This is a genomic window from Phycisphaeraceae bacterium, assembly GCA_019636555.1.
Taxonomy (GTDB): Bacteria; Planctomycetota; Phycisphaerae; order Phycisphaerales; family UBA1924; genus JAFEBO01.
Genome location: JAHBXH010000001.1, coordinates 1346668 through 1366110 on the forward strand (window position 1 = coordinate 1346668; position 19443 = coordinate 1366110).

The 19443-nt window shown below is 61.4% G+C and carries 14 protein-coding genes; 1 reads left to right on the forward strand and 13 read right to left on the reverse strand.

The annotated features are described in order from the left end of the window. Positions 1-79 precede the first annotated feature (79 nt). The 13 genes from KF691_05575 to pxpB form a co-directional block, all read right to left on the reverse strand. Positions 80-2185 (reverse strand): S8 family serine peptidase, encoded by a 2106-nt coding sequence (locus KF691_05575; protein MBX3388906.1) that lies wholly within the window; start codon positions 2183-2185, stop codon positions 80-82. Between the two features lie 270 nt (positions 2186-2455). After that, positions 2456-4264 carry a S8 family serine peptidase gene (locus KF691_05580; protein ID MBX3388907.1) on the reverse strand — a complete coding sequence of 603 codons (1809 nt, stop codon included), beginning with the start codon at positions 4262-4264 and terminating at the stop codon, positions 2456-2458. Positions 4265-4441: 177 nt separating this feature from the next. Next, entirely contained in the window at positions 4442-7120 is a 2679-nt protein-coding gene (locus tag KF691_05585) for a glucosidase (protein MBX3388908.1), read from the reverse strand. Positions 7121-7137: 17 nt separating this feature from the next. Further along, positions 7138-8514: a glucose-6-phosphate dehydrogenase gene (gene zwf, locus KF691_05590; protein ID MBX3388909.1), complete on the reverse strand. Its 1377-nt coding sequence runs from the start codon at positions 8512-8514 to the stop codon at positions 7138-7140. Between the two features lie 59 nt (positions 8515-8573). Beyond that, entirely contained in the window at positions 8574-9590 is a 1017-nt protein-coding gene (gene gnd / locus KF691_05595; protein MBX3388910.1) for a decarboxylating 6-phosphogluconate dehydrogenase, read from the reverse strand. Positions 9591-9650: 60 nt separating this feature from the next. Beyond that, positions 9651-10334, reverse strand: a complete 684-nt coding sequence (locus tag KF691_05600) for an ROK family protein (protein MBX3388911.1) — start codon at positions 10332-10334, stop codon at positions 9651-9653. Positions 10335-10503: 169 nt separating this feature from the next. Next, the gene (locus tag KF691_05605) at positions 10504-11328 is read right to left on the reverse strand and encodes a DUF1559 domain-containing protein (protein MBX3388912.1); all 825 of its coding nucleotides are present in this window, start codon (positions 11326-11328) and stop codon (positions 10504-10506) included. Between the two features lie 53 nt (positions 11329-11381). Continuing rightward, entirely contained in the window at positions 11382-12755 is a 1374-nt protein-coding gene (locus KF691_05610; GenBank protein MBX3388913.1) for an amidohydrolase family protein, read from the reverse strand. Between the two features lie 26 nt (positions 12756-12781). Beyond that, complete coding sequence (locus KF691_05615) at positions 12782-13945, reverse strand: formylglycine-generating enzyme family protein (protein ID MBX3388914.1); 1164 nt, start codon at positions 13943-13945, stop codon at positions 12782-12784. A gap of 91 nt (positions 13946-14036) precedes the next feature. Then, positions 14037-14798 carry a LamB/YcsF family protein gene (locus KF691_05620; protein MBX3388915.1) on the reverse strand — a complete coding sequence of 254 codons (762 nt, stop codon included), beginning with the start codon at positions 14796-14798 and terminating at the stop codon, positions 14037-14039. Further along, a complete protein-coding gene (locus tag KF691_05625) occupies positions 14795-16048 on the reverse strand; it encodes an MFS transporter (protein MBX3388916.1) in 1254 nt (417 codons plus the stop codon). Before KF691_05625 ends, KF691_05620 begins: the two co-directional genes overlap by 4 nt. A gap of 6 nt (positions 16049-16054) precedes the next feature. Further along, positions 16055-17017 (reverse strand): biotin-dependent carboxyltransferase, encoded by a 963-nt coding sequence (locus KF691_05630; protein ID MBX3388917.1) that lies wholly within the window; start codon positions 17015-17017, stop codon positions 16055-16057. After that, positions 17018-17737, reverse strand: coding sequence for a 5-oxoprolinase subunit PxpB (pxpB, locus tag KF691_05635; protein ID MBX3388918.1), 720 nt, complete (start codon positions 17735-17737; stop codon positions 17018-17020). It lies immediately after the preceding gene. A 277-nt stretch (positions 17738-18014) separates the two neighbouring features. Between pxpB and KF691_05640 the strand changes: the two genes are divergently transcribed. Continuing rightward, a complete protein-coding gene (locus KF691_05640; protein MBX3388919.1) occupies positions 18015-19406 on the forward strand; it encodes an aminotransferase class I/II-fold pyridoxal phosphate-dependent enzyme in 1392 nt (463 codons plus the stop codon). The last annotated feature ends 37 nt before the right edge of the window (positions 19407-19443 follow it).

Sequence of the window (19443 nt, forward strand, 5' to 3'; positions counted from 1 at the left end):
ACTGAACGCACGTCCGGGCGTGTTATTACAAGCAAAACTCACAATTCAGCGCGTTCGCCGACATTCCCCGGATTTCTGCTTACGGACAAAGGAACGCGTCGTACGCCGTTGCGAACGCCACGAAGTCGCTGTCGTCCACGAATCCGTCTGCTGTAATGTCCGACGGGCAAGAGGGCGGCATCGACGGGGCGGAGCAATCAAACATGTCGTAGGCGAGGGCAAAGATGGCGAAGTCGAAATCGTCCACAACCTGGTCGCCGTTGAGATCCGCCGGGCAAGCGTTGAACGAGGCGACATCTCCGGTGATCACGAGGCCGAATCCCTGGGTTCCCACATTGACCGCAGCCCCGACAACCTCTGCGCGCCAATTCCCGGTGGCGGGGGAATTCAGCACGACGAGTTCGATGCTGTTGATTGCGTCGGCGCCGCCGCCCGTCTGGCTTAGCCCGGTGGTGGCATTGATCACGTTGCCCAGGTAGACATTTCCGAAGGGGTCGATCACTCGCAGATTGATGTCGTTCACGGGAGCAAAGGAAGTCGGAATCGTGGCGGGCGCATCGGAGAAAGCCATCGTGACACGCAGCGATTGGCCGCTGCCTTGCACTCGGAAATTTGTCGTCGAAACAGAAGACGTCGTGAGCGCCGATCCGGAGGTATTGCGGATGTCCTTGACGAGAAGCTTGCGTGCGTCACCCGCGAGGTAGACGGCGTTGTCGAGCAGAATGCGGCCGAACCCCTCGTATCTGTTGGGCGGAACCTGGTTGGGCGATGGATACGCGGTCATATCCACCGACGAATTGGTCAGCATCGCGCGGAGCAGCGCGCCGGAGGGGACGAGTGAGTTTGAGGGAACCTTCGCGCCCGTCGGATAGAACCCATCGGTGAAGTACTGCCGGATCAGTGAAGCGGCGCCCGCAACGGCGGGCGAGGCCATCGAAGTACCGGTCATGGTTGTCGTGCCGCACGAAGTGCTCGAGCTGGCCGAGATCGTGCTGCACCCGGGCGCGAAAACCTCGGGCTTGCGCCGTCCGTCCGCGGTCGGCCCGGACAGCGTGCTGCACGATCCGGTCTGGGATCCGGAGCCGCCGGACTTGCCGACCGCGAGCACGCTCTTGGCGTTTTCGGGGTTCTTCAATGCGGAAAGATTCGTCGATGCGAAGCAGACCAAGTTGTCCTCGTGGTCGTAGCTGAACAAGTCGATCGCGCGGCAGATCGCGTTGTACGCGGTTGTTCCGTCATCGCCCCAGCTGTTTGTGTGAACGGTCGCGCCCTGATTGGCGTGCGTCGTCAGGTGCACGTCGATCGGGAAAGCCGACACCGGCGTGGAGTACGTGCGGAAGCAGACCCTGGCGTTGTACGCGATGCCTCTCGTGTTGTCGTTGACTTCGCCCGACTGGTTGCCCATCGCGGTCCCTGCGACGTGCGTGCCGTGGGAGCTCGAAACAAGGGGCACGTTGTATGCGGCCACTTTTCGATGCGTGGGGAAGACGCCGGGCGTGTTTCCCGTGGTAATGGCGAGCGCGGGATCGGAGAAGGAGCAGTGCGCGGGCTGAAATCCCCCGTCCATGATGCCGATGATCTGCCCTTCACCGTGGATTCCGGCGTCATAGAGCGGCGTGCTGTTGCTGATGTTGCTTTGCACGATCCAGCGTGTATTGGTGTTGCTGCGCTCTGTGAACTCGGGCAGTTCCTCGACGAAACGGATCGAGTCGGCGTTGGATAGCTCCCGAACGTTGGCGAGCGGAATACGCACGGCAAGTGTTTCCATTCCGCCAATCCGGACGGAATCTTCGACCGTCGCGCCTGTGAAACTCTCGATCTCGCGTTTCGCTACGTCGGCCGGAACGCCGTCGAACAGGTACGCCTGCACGAGAACCTCTCCGGCGGAGGCGATCGCCTTTCGCTCTTCGGAGGAAAAGGCGCGCGAGCCGATTTGGGGCTCGATCTTCCATTCCGGCCGCCATTCGCCCGCCCAGCGCACGAAGCCGAGCGCCGCAATCGCGTCGAGATCCGCTCGCGAAAGATCCGCGAGATAGGCGTTCGCGGGAAGGTAGTCGCCGAGCCGCGCGCCGGTTTGTGCGAGCAAAGCGCGCTGGTGGTCGTTGAGCGTCCCATTCAGCTGAAGCACGTATCGCGAGCCGGACTTCGCGGGAGCCCGGAGCGCTCCGCCGTCGCGACCCAGCATGCCTGGGAGCGATCCAGTCCGCACAGATCCGGTTCGCAAACTCAACGTGCCTGAGTCGGGTGAGAACGCGCGATCCGGCGCGAAGTCCTGCCGCGCAAGAGCGGAGCTTGACAGCGCGATGCCGACCGAACAGATCAGACAGCGGATGCGACAGATTCGAAAAGAGGAAAATACGTCGGGGTGGTTGTTGTGTGTCACAACTTCGAGTTATAACAGGTTGGCGAAATGCGGCCAAAGCAAATTTCGCCGGGAAGCCCAACGAGACGATGGCTACGAGCACAACAGTTGGTCGTAGGACTGCACGAAGTACTGGAAGTCCTCGTCGTCGGTGAACCCGTCGCCGTTGAAGTCGGCTCCCGTGTACGGGCCGCCCGGCGCGATGAGCTCGTTGTACGCCTGGATGAAGATTTCAAAATCTGAATCTTCAACAAGAGAATCGCCGTTCAGATCGCCCGCGCACAGGACCCGGCCGTGCAGGTAATCGCCCGCACGCTTCAAGTTGATGATTCCATATCCGTACAGATCGTTGCGCGGACCAGGCCCGGGCTGATCGGCCGTTCGCTCGAGCACCCATCGGACCGTTTGCGGCGGGAGTGCCGGCAGGCCGGCGCTCGGGACGAATTCGGCAAAGAGAATTCCCGCGGCGCCGACAACGTGCGGACAGGCCATCGAGGTTCCGTCGTAAGTATCGAATCCGTGCCCGGCGGCGGAAGGGACAACGGACGCGTTGACCCCGTCGTTCAGAATCAATTCATCCCCGACAGACTTATCGACGTACCAGACCGGACGGAAGTGGTCGTAGGTCACGGCCGGCTGATAGCCCGACTCGAGATCACTCGAGAGTACCACGGCGATCGCACCGGCGTCCCACGCATTCTCGATCACGTAGTCCACAGGGAAGATCAGACTGTCGCGAATGTGTGCGATGTTTCCTGCGGCTTCGCTCGGGAAAGTCCAGTAGAACCAGCCGTATTCGCAATAGATCATGCGGCCATATCTCGGATTGGACTGAGAGCCGGGGACGTGTTTCGCCGGGCGCGTTTGAAACGCCCACTGGATCTCCCAGCCTCCGAGCGGGACGGTCGATTCCACTTCGACTCCGGGCGCGGCGACGCTGATCGTCGGGCCATAGTTCGAGAACCACGCCGGATTGTCGTTGTCATCAATGGCCGCCACGCTCATGACATTGTTCATGCTCGCGGGATAGCGCGGAATATTGGTGAACTCGTTGCCGGCCGCCGCGACTGGAAGAACTCCCGCGGCGAAGGCCGCGTTCATGGCATCCTGCATAGCTTGTGAGTAATCGCTGCCGCTGAAACTCATGTTGAGTACTTTGGCCCCCTGCGCGACAGCCCACTCGACACCCGCGATGATCTCGGGCCAGTCGCCAAACCCGCTGTCATCGATGACCTTTGCAACGACGAGGGACAACTCGGGCGCGACACCAACAACGCCGACGTCGTTATCGAGAGCGAGTATCGTGCCGGTGACATGCGAGCCGTGCGAGTTCACGTCGCCGGCGGTTTCTCCGGCGATGAAACTCATCGAAGCGACCGGCACAGGGAGGTCCGGGTGCCCAAAGTCGAATCCGGTGTCGAGCACGGCGACTTTCACTCCCGCGCCCTTCCCGTACGAGTTCCAGAACTCCGGCGCGTGAACATGAGTCACTCCCCATGGCGTGGTCTGAGTCGCGATTCGCACGCGTCCGCTTGGTTCTGCGTAGCGAACGATCGGGTTGCCACGCAGTTTCGCAAGGACTTCATTGATCTGGGCCGGCGGCACATCAAAGGAGTACAGGCCGGGAACGAGCGTGAAACTCCGGTCCACCCGGATAGCGCCCGCGGCGAGAGCGATAGCTGCTTCCTGTCCGCGCGCGCCGGCGGGTTCGAAGCGCACGAGAATTCGCGTCGCGGGCGGCGGCGCCAGCGGAAACTGCAACCCCGGGTCGGGCTGACCAAACGCGAAGAGAAAGGGCGCCGGAGAATTCCGAACGACGTCAGACGGCGCGCCGGCCAGAGAAAAGAGGGCGCAACCGGACAATGCAGCGAATGAGGCGGCGAGTACGGATCCTTTCGGCATTATGATTCTCCAGGTTCTCGTGGCGGTGTGAGTCGCCCACCCCGGATCGATTGGTCCTGCAGAGATCTTCAATCCGAACAGACCGCCTGTCAGCAGCCGTCCTCCGGATCGCCCAACTCTATTGAACCATGAATGTCAAGATGAGCCGACACTGCCTCATTGAATTCGAGCAAAAAACTAGTGCGTGTCGAGGCTGCTTCTCCCCGCGTGCGGCATTCCGATGAGCAGCTGCGCGATCAGGCCGGTCCAGCCGGTCTGATGGCTCGCGCCGCAGCCACGGCCCGTGTCGCCATGAAAGTATTCGTGAAACGGAATGAGATCACGCCAGTCTGACTTGCTCTGGAAAATATCGTTCTCGCCGAACACCGCCCGGCGACCGCGGTCGTCGCGCCGGAAAATCGAACACAGTCGCCGCGTCAATTCTTCGGAAACTTCGGAGAGGTTCATGAGATTGCCGGAGCCGGTGGGGCATTCGACCTTGAGCGTGTCTCCGTAGTAGGCATGGAACTGCTTCAGCGCGAGAAGAATGAGCAGATTGACGGGCATCCAGATCGGGCCGCGCCAGTTGGAGTTGCCCCCGAACAAATCGGTGCGTGATTCGCCGGGCTCGTAGTCGAGCCGATAGGTTTCGCCGTTCAGGTGAAGCACGAGCGGGTTCGCCTCGTGATACTTCGAAACGGCGCGGATGCCGTAGGGAGAAAGAAATTCGTTCTCGTCCAGCATGCAGGAAAGCAGCCGGCGCAGCTGATCCTCGCGCACCATTCCCATGATCAATCTGCCGGTCGGACCCGGCGAAACCATGGGCTGCACGCTCTGCACCAGATCGGGCCGGTGATCGATGAACCACTGGCGCCGCCGTTGGAATCCCGGAAAGCGCTTGAACGTGTCCACGCTCACCGTCGAGGCGCCGAAGAGCGGCACGAAGCCGACCATCGTGCGAGCTCGAACCGGCTGTCTATGGCCATCGGGAGAAGTGAGATGGTCATAGAAGAACCCATCGTCGGGATCCCAAAACGAATTCTGCGGCGACGTGACGCTGTTCATCGCGTTGGCGATGTAGACAAAGTGCTCCCAGAATTTGCTCGCGAGGTCCTCGTAGATCGGATTGCGCTCGGCAAGAACGAGCGCGGTTGAGAGCATGCTCTTGGCGAACGCGGCCATCCAGCTTGTTCCGTCCGCCTGGCCCAGCATGTATCCGCGCGGCAGGCGATCGCGATCGAACGCGCTGATGTTGTCCATCCCGAGAAAGCCGCCGTGGAAGATGTTGTTTCCCTGCGAGTCTTTGCGGTTGACCCACCAGGTGAAATTGAGAAGCAGCTTCTGGAAGACGCGCTCGAGAAACGCGTAGTCCGGTTTTCCGGTGCGCTCCCCGTCGATCTCGAACACGCCGCGAGCGATGAGCGGGAAGATCGGCGGATTTACGCTGTTGAAATCCCACTCATACGCGGGGATTTGCCCGCTGGGGTGCATGTACCACTCGCGGAGCATCAGCAGCAGCTGCTCTTTGGCGAAGTTCGGGTCGATGTGTGCGAGCGCGATGCAGTGAAATCCGAGATCCCATGATGCGAACCAAGGGAATTCCCACTTGTCGGGCATCGAGATCACGTCGCGCGCGAACAGATGAGTCCAGTCATGATTCCTGCCCGCGAGTCGCGGCGCCGGCGGCGCGGGCTGGCCGGGATCTCCGTAGAGCCAGTCCTGAACAACGAAGTGATAGTACTGTTTCGACCAGAGCATGCCGCCGAAAGCCTGGCGGGCGATCATCCGCGAATCTGCGTCGAGCGCGCTCGGAATCGCAGCGTTGTAGAACTCATCGGCTTCGGCGATGCGTCTGGCGAAGTCCTCGTCAAATGTCGCGAAGGCATCGGCTCCGAGTTGAACCGACTTGGCGCGGAGCCGAAGCCTGATCACGACTTGCTTGCCGGAAGGAATCGCGCGGGAATAGCGGGCGGCGGCCTTCGTTCCACGACTTTCGGGGTTCACGGCCTGCTTGCGATTATGGATCACGTACTCGTGAAAGGCATCCTTCGCATAAAGGTTTGCGGACTTGAATCCGAAGATGCGTTCGAAATTCGTCTCGTTCTCCGTGAAGAGCAGTTCGTCCGCGTCTTCGCAGTGGAGGGAATACTCGCCCAATTCCCAGTGACTGGCGGAAATCGTCCGCTCGCCGGATTTTTCGAGAGAGGGCTTTCGCGAGTCCCAGCCCCATGTCCAGAAATTCCGGAACCAGATCGTTGGCAAGACCTGAATCGGCGCGGTATCCGGGCCGTGATTCGTGACGGTGATGCGCACGAGCAGGTCTTCTGCTGCGGCTTTCGCGTATTCGACCTGCACATCGAAGTACTTGCCCTTGTCGAAGACTCCGGTATCGACAAGCTCGTACTCGGGCTGGGTGCGATCACGTCTCCTGTTTTCCTCGACAAGCTGGCTGTATGGGAATTCCGCCTGGGGGTATTTGTAAACGAAGCGCATGTAGGAATGCGTCGGCGTGCTGTCGAGGTAGTAGTAGTATTCCTTGACGTCCTCTCCGTGATTTCCTTCGGATCCCGTCAATCCGAACGGGCGCTCCTTGAGAATCGGGTCTTTGCCGTTCCAGAGGGAGAGGGCGAAGCAGACATATTGATGGCGGTCGCAGATGCCGGCTAGCCCGTCTTCGTTCCACCGATACGCGCGGGAGCGTGCGTGGTCGTGCGGGAAGTAGTCCCACGCGCTCCCATCGGGGCTGTAGTCTTCGCGCACGGTTCCCCACGCGCGATCGGATACAAACGGTCCCCAGCGATTCCAGTGGCCCATTTTGGCGCTCGAGAGCTTCAGTCGGGCGCCTTCGGCGGTGTCGAAGATGGATGGGAGTGCCATGCTGGGTTGAGTTGATGTCAAGAGGCGCTCACCACCGGATCGTTCCACCCGCCGCCCGGGACAAGCCGCGGGGGCACCGAGGGCGGCCCCCAGGTTCCGGGTTGATAGATCTGCGCCGGCGGCGCCGACTTGATAATCGGGTCGACGATCCTCCACGCTTCCTCAACAGAGTCCTCGCGTGCGAAGAGCGTCGAATCGCCGAGCATGGCATCGCCGAGCACGCGTTCGTAGGCGTCCATGTCTTCGGGCTTGCTATGTCGAGTCGCGACCATTTCGGACCTGGTCGCTGATTTTTCATCGGGGGAGAGCCCGTTCGCGCCGATGGCGATGGTCATGTCCGGGCTGATGCGCATCCGGATCGTGTTGCAGGCAAGGTCGTAGTCGGAGTACATGGTGGGGGGCTGCTTGAGGCGGACAAGCAGTTCCGTGCATGTGACCGGAAGGTTCTTTCCGGTGCGCAGGAAGAACGGGACACCTCGCCAGCGCCAGGAATCGACTTCGAGGCGGAGGATGCCGAAAGTTTCGACGATCGAATTCGGCGCGACTCCGGGTTCAGAGGTGTAGCCCTTGAACTGGCCGCGCAGAACATCCTGCGGCGTGAGCGTCGGGATCGCGCGAAGGATCTTGATTTTCTCATCGCGGATCGATTCGCTGTCGGTCCGAACCGGCGGCTCCATCGCGAGATTGACCATGATCTGGAAGAGGTGATTCTGCATCACGTCCCGGATGGCGCCGGTCTGGTCATAGAACGCGCCGCGCCCCTGTACGCCGAAATTCTCCGCCATGGTGATCTGAACGCTGTCGATGTAGGTTCGATTCCAGAACGGCTCGAAGAGCGAGTTCGCGAACCGCGAGAAGAGCATGTTGTGAACGGGACGCTTGCCGAGGTAGTGATCGATACGGAAAATGGATTTCTCGTTGAAGACGTTCAGAAGGATCGCGTTGAGTTTTTGGGCCGATTCGAGGTCGGTTCCGAAGGGTTTCTCGACGATCACACGGCCGCAATCGGCGCACCCGGTTTTGGAGAGCTGTTCGACGACCGTTGCGAACAGAACCGGCGGAATTGCAAGATAGTGCGCCGGAAACTTGGCGCTCCCGAGCTCACGCTTCAGGGCCGCGTAGGTACCGACCTCGCGGTAATCTCCGTCGACATAGCGGAGGAGGGCGCACAGCTTGTCGAAGACCTTTGCGTCGAACTCGCCGTGCTTTTCGATGCTGTCCTTGGCGCGGGCCTTGAGTTGATCGAGATTCCAGCCGGCTTTCGCGACTCCGATCACGGGGACGTTGAGACTGCCGCGTCGAACCATCGACGAAAGGGCGGGAAAGATCTTCTTGTATGCAAGATCGCCGGTCGCTCCATAGAACACCAGCGCATCGGAACGTTCAACATTCATGGACGACTCCGAGGGTTGAGTGAATGAGTGAGAGCGGACTGCTGGAGTGTGAGGCCGGACTAGTGAGCGCCCTTTTCCTGGTGTCCGCCGAATTCGAGACGCATCGCGGACATCAGCTTGTCCGCGAACACCGCTTCACCTCGCGACGAGAAGCGCTCGTAGAGCGAGGCCGTGAGCACGTGCGCCGGAACGGCCTCGTCGATCGCGGCCTTGATCGTCCATCTTCCTTCCCCCGAGTCGGAGACCTTTCCTGTGAAATTGGCCAGGTTGGCGTCCTTGGCGAGCGCGGAAGAGGTGAGATCGAGCAGCCACGAAGCGATGACGCTGCCTCGGCGCCAGACTTCGGCGACATCGGGCAGATTCAGGTCGTACTGATAGTGCTCGGGATCTCGGAGCGGAGTCGTTTCGGCGTCGACCGCGTGATCTTTCTTGCCGACGTTCGCCGCACGAAGAATGCCGAATCCCTCGGCGTACGCGGCCATGATGCCGTACTCGATTCCGTTGTGCACCATTTTCACAAAGTGGCCGGCGCCGCTCGGGCCGCAGTGCAGATATCCCTCCTCGGACGTGCCACCCATCTTTTCGCGGCCGGGTGTGCGGCCGATCGAGCCGACTCCCGGGGCGAGCGTCTTGAAGATCGGATCGAGTCTCTTCACGGCGTCGGTCGGTCCGCCGATCATCATGCAGTAGCCGCGCTCAAGCCCCCAGACGCCGCCGCTGGTACCGACATCGAGGTAATTGATCTTCTTGGGCTCGAGTTCCTTCGAGCGCCGGATATCGTCGATGTAGTACGAATTGCCGCCGTCGATGATGGTGTCACCGGGTTCGAGGTGGGGGAGCAGCGATGCGATGGACTTGTCCACGACGGCGGCGGGCACCATGAGCCAGACGGAGCGCGGCTTGTCGAGCTTCTTGACAAACTCGGCGATCGAGGCGCTACCGACCGCCTTTTCCTTCTCGAGGTCCTGCACCGCCTTGGCGGACATGTCGAAGACCACGCACTGATGGCCGCCTTTGATCAGGCGGCGCACCATGTTGGCGCCCATGCGGCCGAGTCCGATCATTCCGAGTTGCATTGGTTGCTCCTGTTTGCGGCCAGACTTTCGATTCAGTATGACAGGTTTCTCAGTCGCGCGTCAGTGCCGATTTGCTGCCGGCCGAGCGCGCTGCGATGGTTTGTCCCAGAGCCGAAACCCTCCGATGAACGCGTTGGCGTTGTCGCCGGGGCGGCAGAGCCGCGGCAGCACATCGAGACGCTTGACGTTTCCTCCCCCGATCACGACATCGTTCGGTTCGAGCGCCGCGATGAGCCGCTCGATCACATCGATCACGTGGCGCTTCCACTTTTTTTCGCCGTACTTCTTCAATCCGCGGATGCCGACATAGTCCTCAAAGGTCATTTTCTTGTAGGGCAGGTGGGCGAGTTCCATCGGCGCGAGCACGCCATTGACGATCATCGCCGTGCCAAGGCCCGTGCCCAGGCCCAGGAAAAGCATTCGGCCCCCTTTGTAACTCCCGAGCGCCTGCATCGCGGCATCATTGACGACCTGAACCTTTTTGCCAAATGCTTTCGCGAAGTCGAACCCGATCCAGCCCTTCCCGAGATTCATGGGCTCCGAAAAAACATGCCCGTCGAAGACGGGGCCGGGAAAACCAATCGAAATCGCGTCGTACTTCCAATCACGTGTGAGCTTTTTCACTCCCGCGACCATTTTTCGAGGCGTCATGGACTTGCCGGAGGAGAATTGCCGGTGTTCCTTCGCTCCGCTCACAAGTACTTTGACGTGCGTCCCGCCGACATCGATCACAAGAATCTTCATCGAACCTCCGGAAGCGGCGCCCCACAGTGGCGCGAGACTCAGTCAAACATACCAGAACGATTTGCACGATTCGGAGTCGGTCTCGCCCGCTTGATTGTCCCAGGCATCCACACCGGAAACAAGCATGCCGGGCAAGCAGACACGAAGACACTCCGGAATGTTCATTCGTCTACCGATAGTCGCCGTCGTCCCACATGGCGAGGTCGGAGGCGCGATCGGTTGTCAATGCCGCGGCGTGCCCGTCGAAGAACGCGGCGTTGCTCGAGCCGTTGTGCCGGGCGGGCGCGATGCGCTGCGCATTGATCGGATCATCCGCCGGGCCGGCCAACACACCTTTCAGGTGCGTTTCGCCCCACAGGTCGTAGAACTGTGAGATCTGAAGCGTGCTCGGGTCTCCGACAAGCCAGTTGTTGGCGCGCAGTTCGTCGCGATCGTCGTTGAAACAAGTCAGGTAGAGTGTGCCCGAGGGATTGTGGACCATATCGAGCGGAGAAGGAGACTTTGTTCCGTTGACTTCGCCGGGAGCGCGAAATCGGAAGCCGTTGTCCACGAAGTGCAAGGGGTGGCGATCTTTCGGTCGGGCGGGATCGCGGTAGTAGGTCGCGCTCGCGAAACGATCGTCGTTGACGCCGCCGGTCTTGTCCCGTGTCGTCGCTCTTGGATCGAGGTATGGGCGAAGATTGAAAGCCCATGAAATTGTGACCCGCTCCGCCGCGGAAAGCGTGGGCGTCGAATCGAGCGGAACCGCCGGAAAAGAAAGATCCGCCGTTCCACACTCGCGCGGCACAATGCGTTTCGAATCGTCGGCGTACATGTTCATGGCGAGCGCGATCGAACGCTGATTCGCGAGGCAGGCCGCGGCCCGAGCCGATGCGCGGGCACTCTTGAGCGCGGGGAGGAGAATCCCGATCAGGATTCCGATCAGAGCGATGACGACGAGAAGCTCGATGAGCGTAAAGGCGGCGAAGCGCTGATGGCGACGATACCTCTCCACGGTGATTCCAGCCTAACGCATCCGCGCAGAATCGCAATTCCTCAAACTAGCTCTTAATGCCACGAGGGAACAGGGACTCGCCTTCCTCCCTGGATCACGCACCTCACGCGTTCGAGTTCCGTCACGTCGCGCGTCGGATCTCCGCTTACGGAGATGAGATCGCCGGCCTTGCCCGGCTCGATCGTGCCGATTTCTCTTTCGAGGCCGAGCAGTTCCGATGCGACGATGGTCGCCGCTCGGATCGCTTCGGTCGGCGTCATGCCGCCTTTGACCATCAGCGCGAACTCTCGAGCGTTCTGACCGTGCGGGCTGACGCCGGTGTCGGTTCCGAATGCGATTTTCACGCCGGCCTCATGACTCTTGCGGAACATTTCTTGTGCTCGCGGGCCGACCTGGCGCGCCTTTTCCGCGACCTGCGGAAGGTAGTACCCCGGTTTTTCGGAGTTCTCGACAACGGTCGCGATGGCGAGAAGAGTCGGTACGTGATAGCAACTGTGGTCTTTGAACAGCGCGATGGAGCTGTCGTCGAGATAGGTTCCGTGTTCGATCGAATCGACCCCGGCCTTGATCGCAGCGTTGATGCCGTCGGTCCCGTGCGCGTGCGCCGCGACTTTCCGTTTCAGCGAGTGCGCCGTCTTGACGATCGCTTCGAGTTCCTCGTCGAATTCCTGCTGTGCTATACCGGCATTGGCGGCTGAGAGCACGCCGCCGGTCGCGGTGACCTTGATCACATCCGCGCCGAGCTTGATCTGATAGCGGACCGCCTTCATGCATTCGTCCGGGCCGTCCGCGATCCCGTTTTCGGGTGTTTGCGGTCCGAAGAGTTCCTGTCGCATACCGGTCGTGCCGTCGCCGTGCCCGCCGGTGATGCTGATCGCGTGTCCGGCACAGATGACGCGCGGTCCCGCGACGTAACCCTCCCTGATCGCATCGCGCAGCGCGAGGATCGCGTTCGCGCGCCCCGCACCGAGATCCCGCACTGTGGTGAAGCCCGCTTCAAGATCCTTCCGCGCGTATGCCGCGGCGTGCAGCGCCACCATCGCATCCGAATCAGTCACCTCGCGCATTCTCACACCTGGATCGAATTCCATCGTCAGATGCACATGGCAATCGATCAGGCCGGGCAGCACGAACTGATCACGCAGGTCGACTTCTTCCACGATGGCTGCCGCCTTCTCGGCGCTAACATCAGGACCATCGAAGCCGTCGCGGATGGAGTCGATGACGCCGTTGCGGATGACAACAGTTTGATTCTTCTTTGGCGGCTGACCGGGAACCGCGAGCAAAGTGCCGCAGCGGACAAGCGTGTAGTGATTCGCGGGCAGTGCGGGTTGCGATGGCGGCTCGGCAACCGGGGCCGGCAGGAACGCGCTCGCGCCGAGCGCGATCGTCAAGACAGTCTTTGCGGCTCGAAAAAGCTTGCTCATCTTGGTAACTCGCAAGAGATTGTCGGCTATTGCTTGGGCGCAGCCGGCGCCGCTTCCTTCACACACCGGAAACCGACGTGATTGCTCCCGGTTTTTTCTTCGCCTTTGCCGCGTGTGCCGACCATGTAGCGCGTGCAATATTGATCGGTGCACAAGAACGAGCCGCCTTTATGAACGCGTTTCTTTTCGTCCGGCTCGGCGGGGTCGTAGGGAGTTGTCGGGCCCTTTGGGTTCTTGATCACCGCATTGGGTCCGCCGGCCGCGGCAACTTGGCGCGCGTACGTGTCGGGGCGATACCAGTCGCTGCACCACTCCCACACATTACCCGCAACGTCGTAGAGCCCGTAGTTGTTCGGGGGAAACTGCTTCACGGGCGCGATCCCGGCGAATCCGTCCTCGCCGGTGTCCTTCATCGGAAAGGTGCCCTGATAGGTGTTCGTCATGAACTTGCCATCGGGGTGGAGTTCATTTCCCCACGAATAAACATCGCCCGCGTGTCCGCCTCGTGCGGCGAATTCCCATTCGGCTTCGGTGGGCAATCTCTTGCCCGCCCACTTGCAGTAGGCGACCGCATCGGGATATGCGATGTGGACGACGGGGTAGTCGTCTTTCCCTTCGATCGATGATGACGGGCCATCGGGGTGGCGCCAGTTGGCGCCGTGCTCGTACCGCCACCACCGATAGTGATTGTTCAGCGGAACGGGCTTATCTGTCGGAGTAAAGACCGTCGAACCCGCCTTCAGGTTTTCCGGCGGTGCGGTCGGGAATTCTTCTTTCGTTGGGGCGATCTCGGCGATCGTCAAGTAGCCGGTCGCCTTCACGAACTCTGCAAACTGGGCGTTGGTGACTTCGGTGATGTCCATCCAGAATCCGTCGACATAGACGCGATGGACGGGGCGCGCATCGGGCATGGAATCCGGCCCACCACAGACGAGCGGAGTCGGGTCGTCGGTTCCCATCGAGAATTCGCCGCCGGGGATCCAGACCATGCCGGGCGGCGCCGGTGAGGGCGCGAGTGCCTTGTTTTCGATGGTGGGTCCGAATCCGGCCGGTCCGGCGTTCGGACCGGCTTGTGCGTACAGAACAATCGCGCCGACAGCAAGCAGCAACCCGAGCGCACCGATGAAGGGACGCACGCGTTCGCGAGAATCACCGACATGGGACCGAATGAGATTTGTGTGAGCTGACACGTCGCCTCCGCCCTTCATCTTACCGGAGCCCGGCAAAGGCAGATGCGGAAACCTCTTCGAGCATGTTTCCATGTGTCGGGCGATGTTCTGGTCATGCCGCGCCCATGCGGCAGACCTGGACACTCGCCGACATGAGGGCGCGGCGCACGGCGGCGGCGAAATCGACCGCGCCGGGTGTATCAGAGTGCAGGCAGATCGTCTCGGCATCGATCCAGACGCTTGAACCATCAGAGGCGAACGCCCGTCCTTCGCGCGCGATCATGACAGCTTGTGCCGCGGCTTCGGAGGGAGATTGGAGAAGCGCTCCGGGAAGTTTTCGCGACCGGAGCGTTCCATCGGGCTCGTATTTCCGATCGGCGAAGGCTTCGCGCGCGACCCGAAACCCCGATTCCTTCCAACGCTCGAGCCCGCGCAAGCCGGCTTGTCCGACCAGCACGGCGGCCGGCGCGACCCCGCGCGCGGCACGCGCGATGGCGTCGGCAATGTCGAGATTCTGCATCGCGTCGTGATAGAGAGCGCCGTGCGGCTTGATGTGCGCGATCCGCGCGCCCGGGACGCCTTCGACGACGGATGCAAAGACCTGCAACTGCGAAAGGACCGACTTTTCGATTTCCGCGGCGGTCAGGGCGAGTGATTCGCGCCCGAATCCCTTGCGATCGGGGTACGAGGGATGCGCACCGATCCCGGTTCCTCTCGCAGCGCACGCGAGGGCGAGGCGGCGAATGGTGGAGACATCTCCGGCGTGTCCGCCGCAGGCGATGTTCGCCGATGTGACCGAATCGAGAAGTGCAGTTTCGATCGAAGGATCGACGACGCCCTCACCCAGATCGCAGTTGAGGTCGATCGGTTTCATTCGAGAGCTTCGCCCTGTGTATCGGGCAGGAAAAAGAAGATGATGGCTCCGGCAAGGAAGAGGAGGCCGAGAAAGGCGAGCGCGACTCCGAGTCCAAGGCTCATCGAGAGGGCTCCAACGACGGCGGGAGCGATCGCGCTGACACCACGCCCGAAGTTGTAGCAGAGCCCCTGGGCTGTTGCTCGCACGCGCGCGGGAAAAAGCTCGGCGAGCAGCGAGCCGAAGACGCTGAAGAATCCGTGGCCGAAGTATCCGACGATCGGTCCGATCGAGAACAGCAGCCACTTGTTTCCCGAGCTCAAGCCGAAGATCGGCGTGGAAACCGCAGCGCCGACGGTGAACGCGACGAAGATCGCACGGCGGCCAAAGCGCTCCGCAAGGAATCCGAAGCTGAAGTAACCGAGAAACGCGCCGAGTTGGATCGTGACGATCCATGCGGTGGATTGAAGAAATTCGATTCCCGCGCCGCCTTTCTCCGGCGGCAGAGCGAGAAACCCGGGAATCCAGGTGAACAGACCCCAGAACGCGCACATGAGCGAGGTCGTGAGCAGGCAGGCGGTGAACACGCGCGAGCGGTAAGGGGAACGTGCAAGCGTACGAAAGGTTTCTTGAAGGCCGGGTCGCTCGGCGGAAGACTCGAGCCACGCTCTTGATTCGGGCACGCTGTGACGAATCCAGAGAACAATCAGCGCCGGCGCCGCACCGACAACGAAAAGAGGGCGCCAATCCCACTTCGGGATGATGAACCCGGCGAGCAACGCCGCGATGATGTAGCCGATCGCCCAGCCGGATTGCATGACGCCGATCGCGCGGCCGCGCTGTTTCGGGTCCCAGGTTTCGGCGATGAGCACCGAACCGGCCGCCCACTCTCCGCCCATCCCGATCCCGACAAGGAGGCGCCAGAAGATGAGAGCTTCGAGGCTGTGCGCAGTAGCACACATCGCCGTACAAACAGAGTAGAGCAATATCGAAATCGAGAGCGCGCGGACACGGCCAATCCGATCGGCGACGACGCCGAAAAACATGCCGCCGAAGGCGGAGGCGAGAAGAGTCGACGAAGCGATCAATCCGCTCTGGGTTGCTGAGAGACCGAATTCTTTTTTGATTGTGGTGAGCGCGAGCGCATAGAGCATTACGTCCATGCCGTCGAGCATCCACCCCGCGCCGCCCGCAACAAGCGCTTTGCGAGCCTCCGGTGTGGCGCTGGTCCACCAGTGGAAAGGCCCGGCAGTTGGTGTCTCGGTTGGCATCGTGGATCAGCGAATCGGAACTTCTCGCTTGGGCAGTTCGCGCAGTTGCGAGTTGCGGAGCCGAAGAAGACGGTGCGCCTCCTTCACAGAAACCGGTTCGAAGCGTACCTTCTCGCGCGGCCGGAGTTGCCCGAGAATCGGCAGATCAACGGAGGCGACGCACGCGAGGACCGGATAGCCGCCGGTGGTGGGGTGTTCAACCCCAAGAACGATTGGTTGTCCGCTTTCTGGGACTTCGATCGCGCCCGGGGCCATGCCTTCGCTCAGCATGCGGCCGGCGCACAAGCTCGGGATCGCCGGGCCTTCGAGCCGAATCCCCGCGCGGTTGGATTGATTGGAAACGGTGAACTCCGAACGCCAGAACAAGTCCGCGGCGTCCGGATCAAAGCGGTGCGCGAGCGGCGACTCGACCGCGCGCAGCACACGCCGCTCGAGCAAGTCCACGCCGAATTTGTGGGCATCGAAGACTCGAAGGGGCTCCCGCGCCGCCGCGGCATCGAATTCGAGGAAGTCGCCCGCGCGCAGCGAGCGACCGCCCAGCCCTCCAAAGCCCGCGCTCAAGTTGGTTGAAGCGCCGAAGAGACAATCCGGGACCATGAGGCCGCCCGCAACGCAGAGGTAGACCCGGCAGCCGCGCCGGATTGGTCCGATGCGGACGATGTCGCCGGCCCGGATCTGATGTGGGTTCCACATTCCAAGCTCGCGCGATTGCGCGCCTTCGAGCTGAGCCGTCGTTTCGCCACCGGAGATGACAATCGAAGTATCGGAATCGAATTGCAGCCTTCCGCCGGTCAGCGTGAACTCGAGGCCTGCGTCGTGATCCCAGTTTTGCAAGAGTCGGTTGCCGACGGTGAGTGAGAGTTGGTCGGCCGCGCCTCCCTCGGGAACGCCGATGCTCGTGAAATGAGGGAATCCGAGCGCCTGCACGGTCGTCAGCATCCCGGGTTCGATGATCGTGATGCGCGGCAACTAACGATCCCTTCCAGGGTTGTTCGCGATCGAATCGAATTCGCGTTCGGTGATCGGAACGAAGCGAACTCGATCCGTCATTTCCAGGAGCGAGGGGTCGCTGCGCGAGGCATCGAAAAGAAACAACGGTGTTCGACCGATGAGGCGCCAACCGCCGGGCGTCGCGTGCGGATAGATTCCGGTTTGTTCTCCGGCGATGCCGACGCTGCCGATCGGAACTCGCACGCGCGGGCTCGGCAGCCGCGGCGTCGCGAGTTGGTGCGGCAATCCACTGAGATATGGAAAGCCGGGTGTGAATCCGATAAACGCGACTTCGTAATGCGCGCCTGAATGGAGTTGAACCACTTGGCTAGACATGAGCCCGCAGTGAGCTGCAACCGATTCGAGATCCGGCGCGAACTTCGGTTCGTAGCAGACTGGGATTTCGATCGTCTTCACATCGGGCGGAGTGCCTTCGTCCGTTGATCCGGCGAGCACCGAGCGGATCACGGGTTCCACATCTCGAAATTCGAAGGGATCAAACCGCACCAAGATCGTGGTGTACGCCGGCGTGATGCTAAACGGGTAGTCGATCGTCGCGTCCTCCAGAGCGCGACAGCCCCGAAGCACGGCTTGACGCACTTCCGGCGTGTTCGATTCGCCGAACTGCAGGCGGAGTGCGCCGTCGCCGAGCCACGAAATGGCGGGTGAGAGTGGCGCGGGTTGATCAGCAGCGGGCATGGATGCAGAATAAACAAAGACTTGACAACCCCGGGAACTTCGATACACTTTGCCCAGCATCAAGAGTCCCGGGAAGGCATATTCCCGGGCGGCAACCGAGCTGAACAACAGTCGCGGTGCCGGAGCCAGCCTTGGGTTCAGTCGAAAGATTGCTCCCGGGGAACGATGCGGCGGATGATGGGATTGGCCCTTCATCCTGCAAAAAGCGAAGAAGGCTTGCGCCGATTTCGCTCCGCCCTTTGGCTCATGCAGACTTGGTGCCGTGGAGTTCACGGCAATGTCACGTCGCATCCAGAACCAAGAGTCCGAAACGTTCGAAACACGCTCCGCCGCGGCACACCGCGCCGAGCCCAGTCGAACATGCGAAAAGACTTTCGCGCTTCCCGCCCATGCCGGAATCGACACGGTGGCGCTGCGGGGAGGACGGAAGCCCGATCCGAGCACGGGCGCGATACTGACCCCGATTTTTCAATCGACGACGTACGCGCAAGAAGCGGTCGGCGTGCACAAGGGGCACACGTATTCGCGGGCGAGCAACCCGACGGTTTCGGCGCTCGAAGAAGCGCTCGGTGCGCTGGAAAATACGCCGCCCGCGGTCTGTTTTTCGACCGGACTTGCCGCGATCACGACGCTGTTTCTTTCGCTGCTGAAGTCGGGCGATCATGCAGTGGTCTCAGACGTTGTGTACGGCGGCACGGTTCGATTGCTGAACCTGGTGCTTGAGCCGCTGGGTGTGGCGGCTTCCTTTGTTGATACTTCCGATTCGCGAGCGGTCGAGGCCGCGATCACGCCGCGCACGAAGCTTGTCTTTGTCGAGACGCCCGCGAACCCAACGCTGAAACTCGCGGATGTCGAAGCGATCGCGCGGATCGCGAAAGAGCGCGGCATCCCGCTCGCTGTCGATAACACGTTTCTGACGCCGGTGCTTTTCCGGCCGCTCGACCGGGGCGCGGACATCGCGGTGTATTCAACAACCAAGTACATCGAAGGCCACAATGCAACCGTGGGGGGCTCGATCTCGACGCGCGATTCGGCGCTGCTCGATCGGCTGCGGCTCTTTCGCAAGTCGCTCGGAACGATCCAGGCGCCGTTCGATGCGTGGCTCACGCTCAAGGGCCTGAAGACCTTGCCGCTGCGGATTCGCCAGCACTCCCGCAGCGCGTTGGAAGTCGCTCGTTACCTCCTGAGTCACCCAAAGGTTACACGGGTGTTCTACCCCGGGTTATCGGAGTTTCCGCAGCACGAGCTGGCCCTGCGACAGATCCGATCGCAACACGGAGCGAAGAGAACGACGAAAAACGCCGATTCCGAAGTGTTCTTCGGGGGAATCGTTGCGTTTGAGGTTGCGTCCGGTGAGGGCGGCAGTGTAGATTCTGGTGTGACCGTGATGAACAACGTCCAACTCTGCACTCTCGCGGAGAACCTCGGCTCGGCCGAGACGTTGATCACTCACCCCGCATCGATGACGCACGGGGATGTGCCGCGCGAGCAGCGTGAGCGCACCGGCATCACCGACGGACTGATTCGTCTCTCGGTCGGCCTCGAAGATCCGGCGGACATCATCGCCGATCTCGAGCAGGCGCTCGATCAAGTCGTGATTCAGAGCACGACGACGCGCACCACGACGACGACGGTCACGACGCGCGGTCGCGCGCGTCAACTTGCCTGAACCCAACTTGCGTTCGTTTTCTCCCCGCTTCTTTCCG

Excerpts from the sequence above, each read along its gene's own strand:
- KF691_05575 (MBX3388906.1), bottom strand. The coding sequence starts at position 2,185 with ATGCTGGGTCGCGACGGCGGAGCGCTCCGGGCTCCCGCGAAGTCCGGC.
- KF691_05580 (MBX3388907.1), bottom strand. The coding sequence starts at position 4,264 with ATGCCGAAAGGATCCGTACTCGCCGCCTCATTCGCTGCATTGTCCGGT.
- KF691_05585 (MBX3388908.1), bottom strand. The coding sequence starts at position 7,120 with ATGGCACTCCCATCCATCTTCGACACCGCCGAAGGCGCCCGACTGAAG.
- zwf (MBX3388909.1), bottom strand. The coding sequence starts at position 8,514 with ATGAATGTTGAACGTTCCGATGCGCTGGTGTTCTATGGAGCGACCGGC.
- gnd (MBX3388910.1), bottom strand. The coding sequence starts at position 9,590 with ATGCAACTCGGAATGATCGGACTCGGCCGCATGGGCGCCAACATGGTG.
- KF691_05600 (MBX3388911.1), bottom strand. The coding sequence starts at position 10,334 with ATGAAGATTCTTGTGATCGATGTCGGCGGGACGCACGTCAAAGTACTT.
- KF691_05610 (MBX3388913.1), bottom strand. The coding sequence starts at position 12,755 with ATGAGCAAGCTTTTTCGAGCCGCAAAGACTGTCTTGACGATCGCGCTC.
- KF691_05620 (MBX3388915.1), bottom strand. The coding sequence starts at position 14,798 with ATGAAACCGATCGACCTCAACTGCGATCTGGGTGAGGGCGTCGTCGAT.
- KF691_05625 (MBX3388916.1), bottom strand. The coding sequence starts at position 16,048 with ATGCCAACCGAGACACCAACTGCCGGGCCTTTCCACTGGTGGACCAGC.
- pxpB (MBX3388918.1), bottom strand. The coding sequence starts at position 17,737 with ATGCCCGCTGCTGATCAACCCGCGCCACTCTCACCCGCCATTTCGTGG.
- KF691_05640 (MBX3388919.1), top strand. The coding sequence starts at position 18,015 with ATGTCACGTCGCATCCAGAACCAAGAGTCCGAAACGTTCGAAACACGC.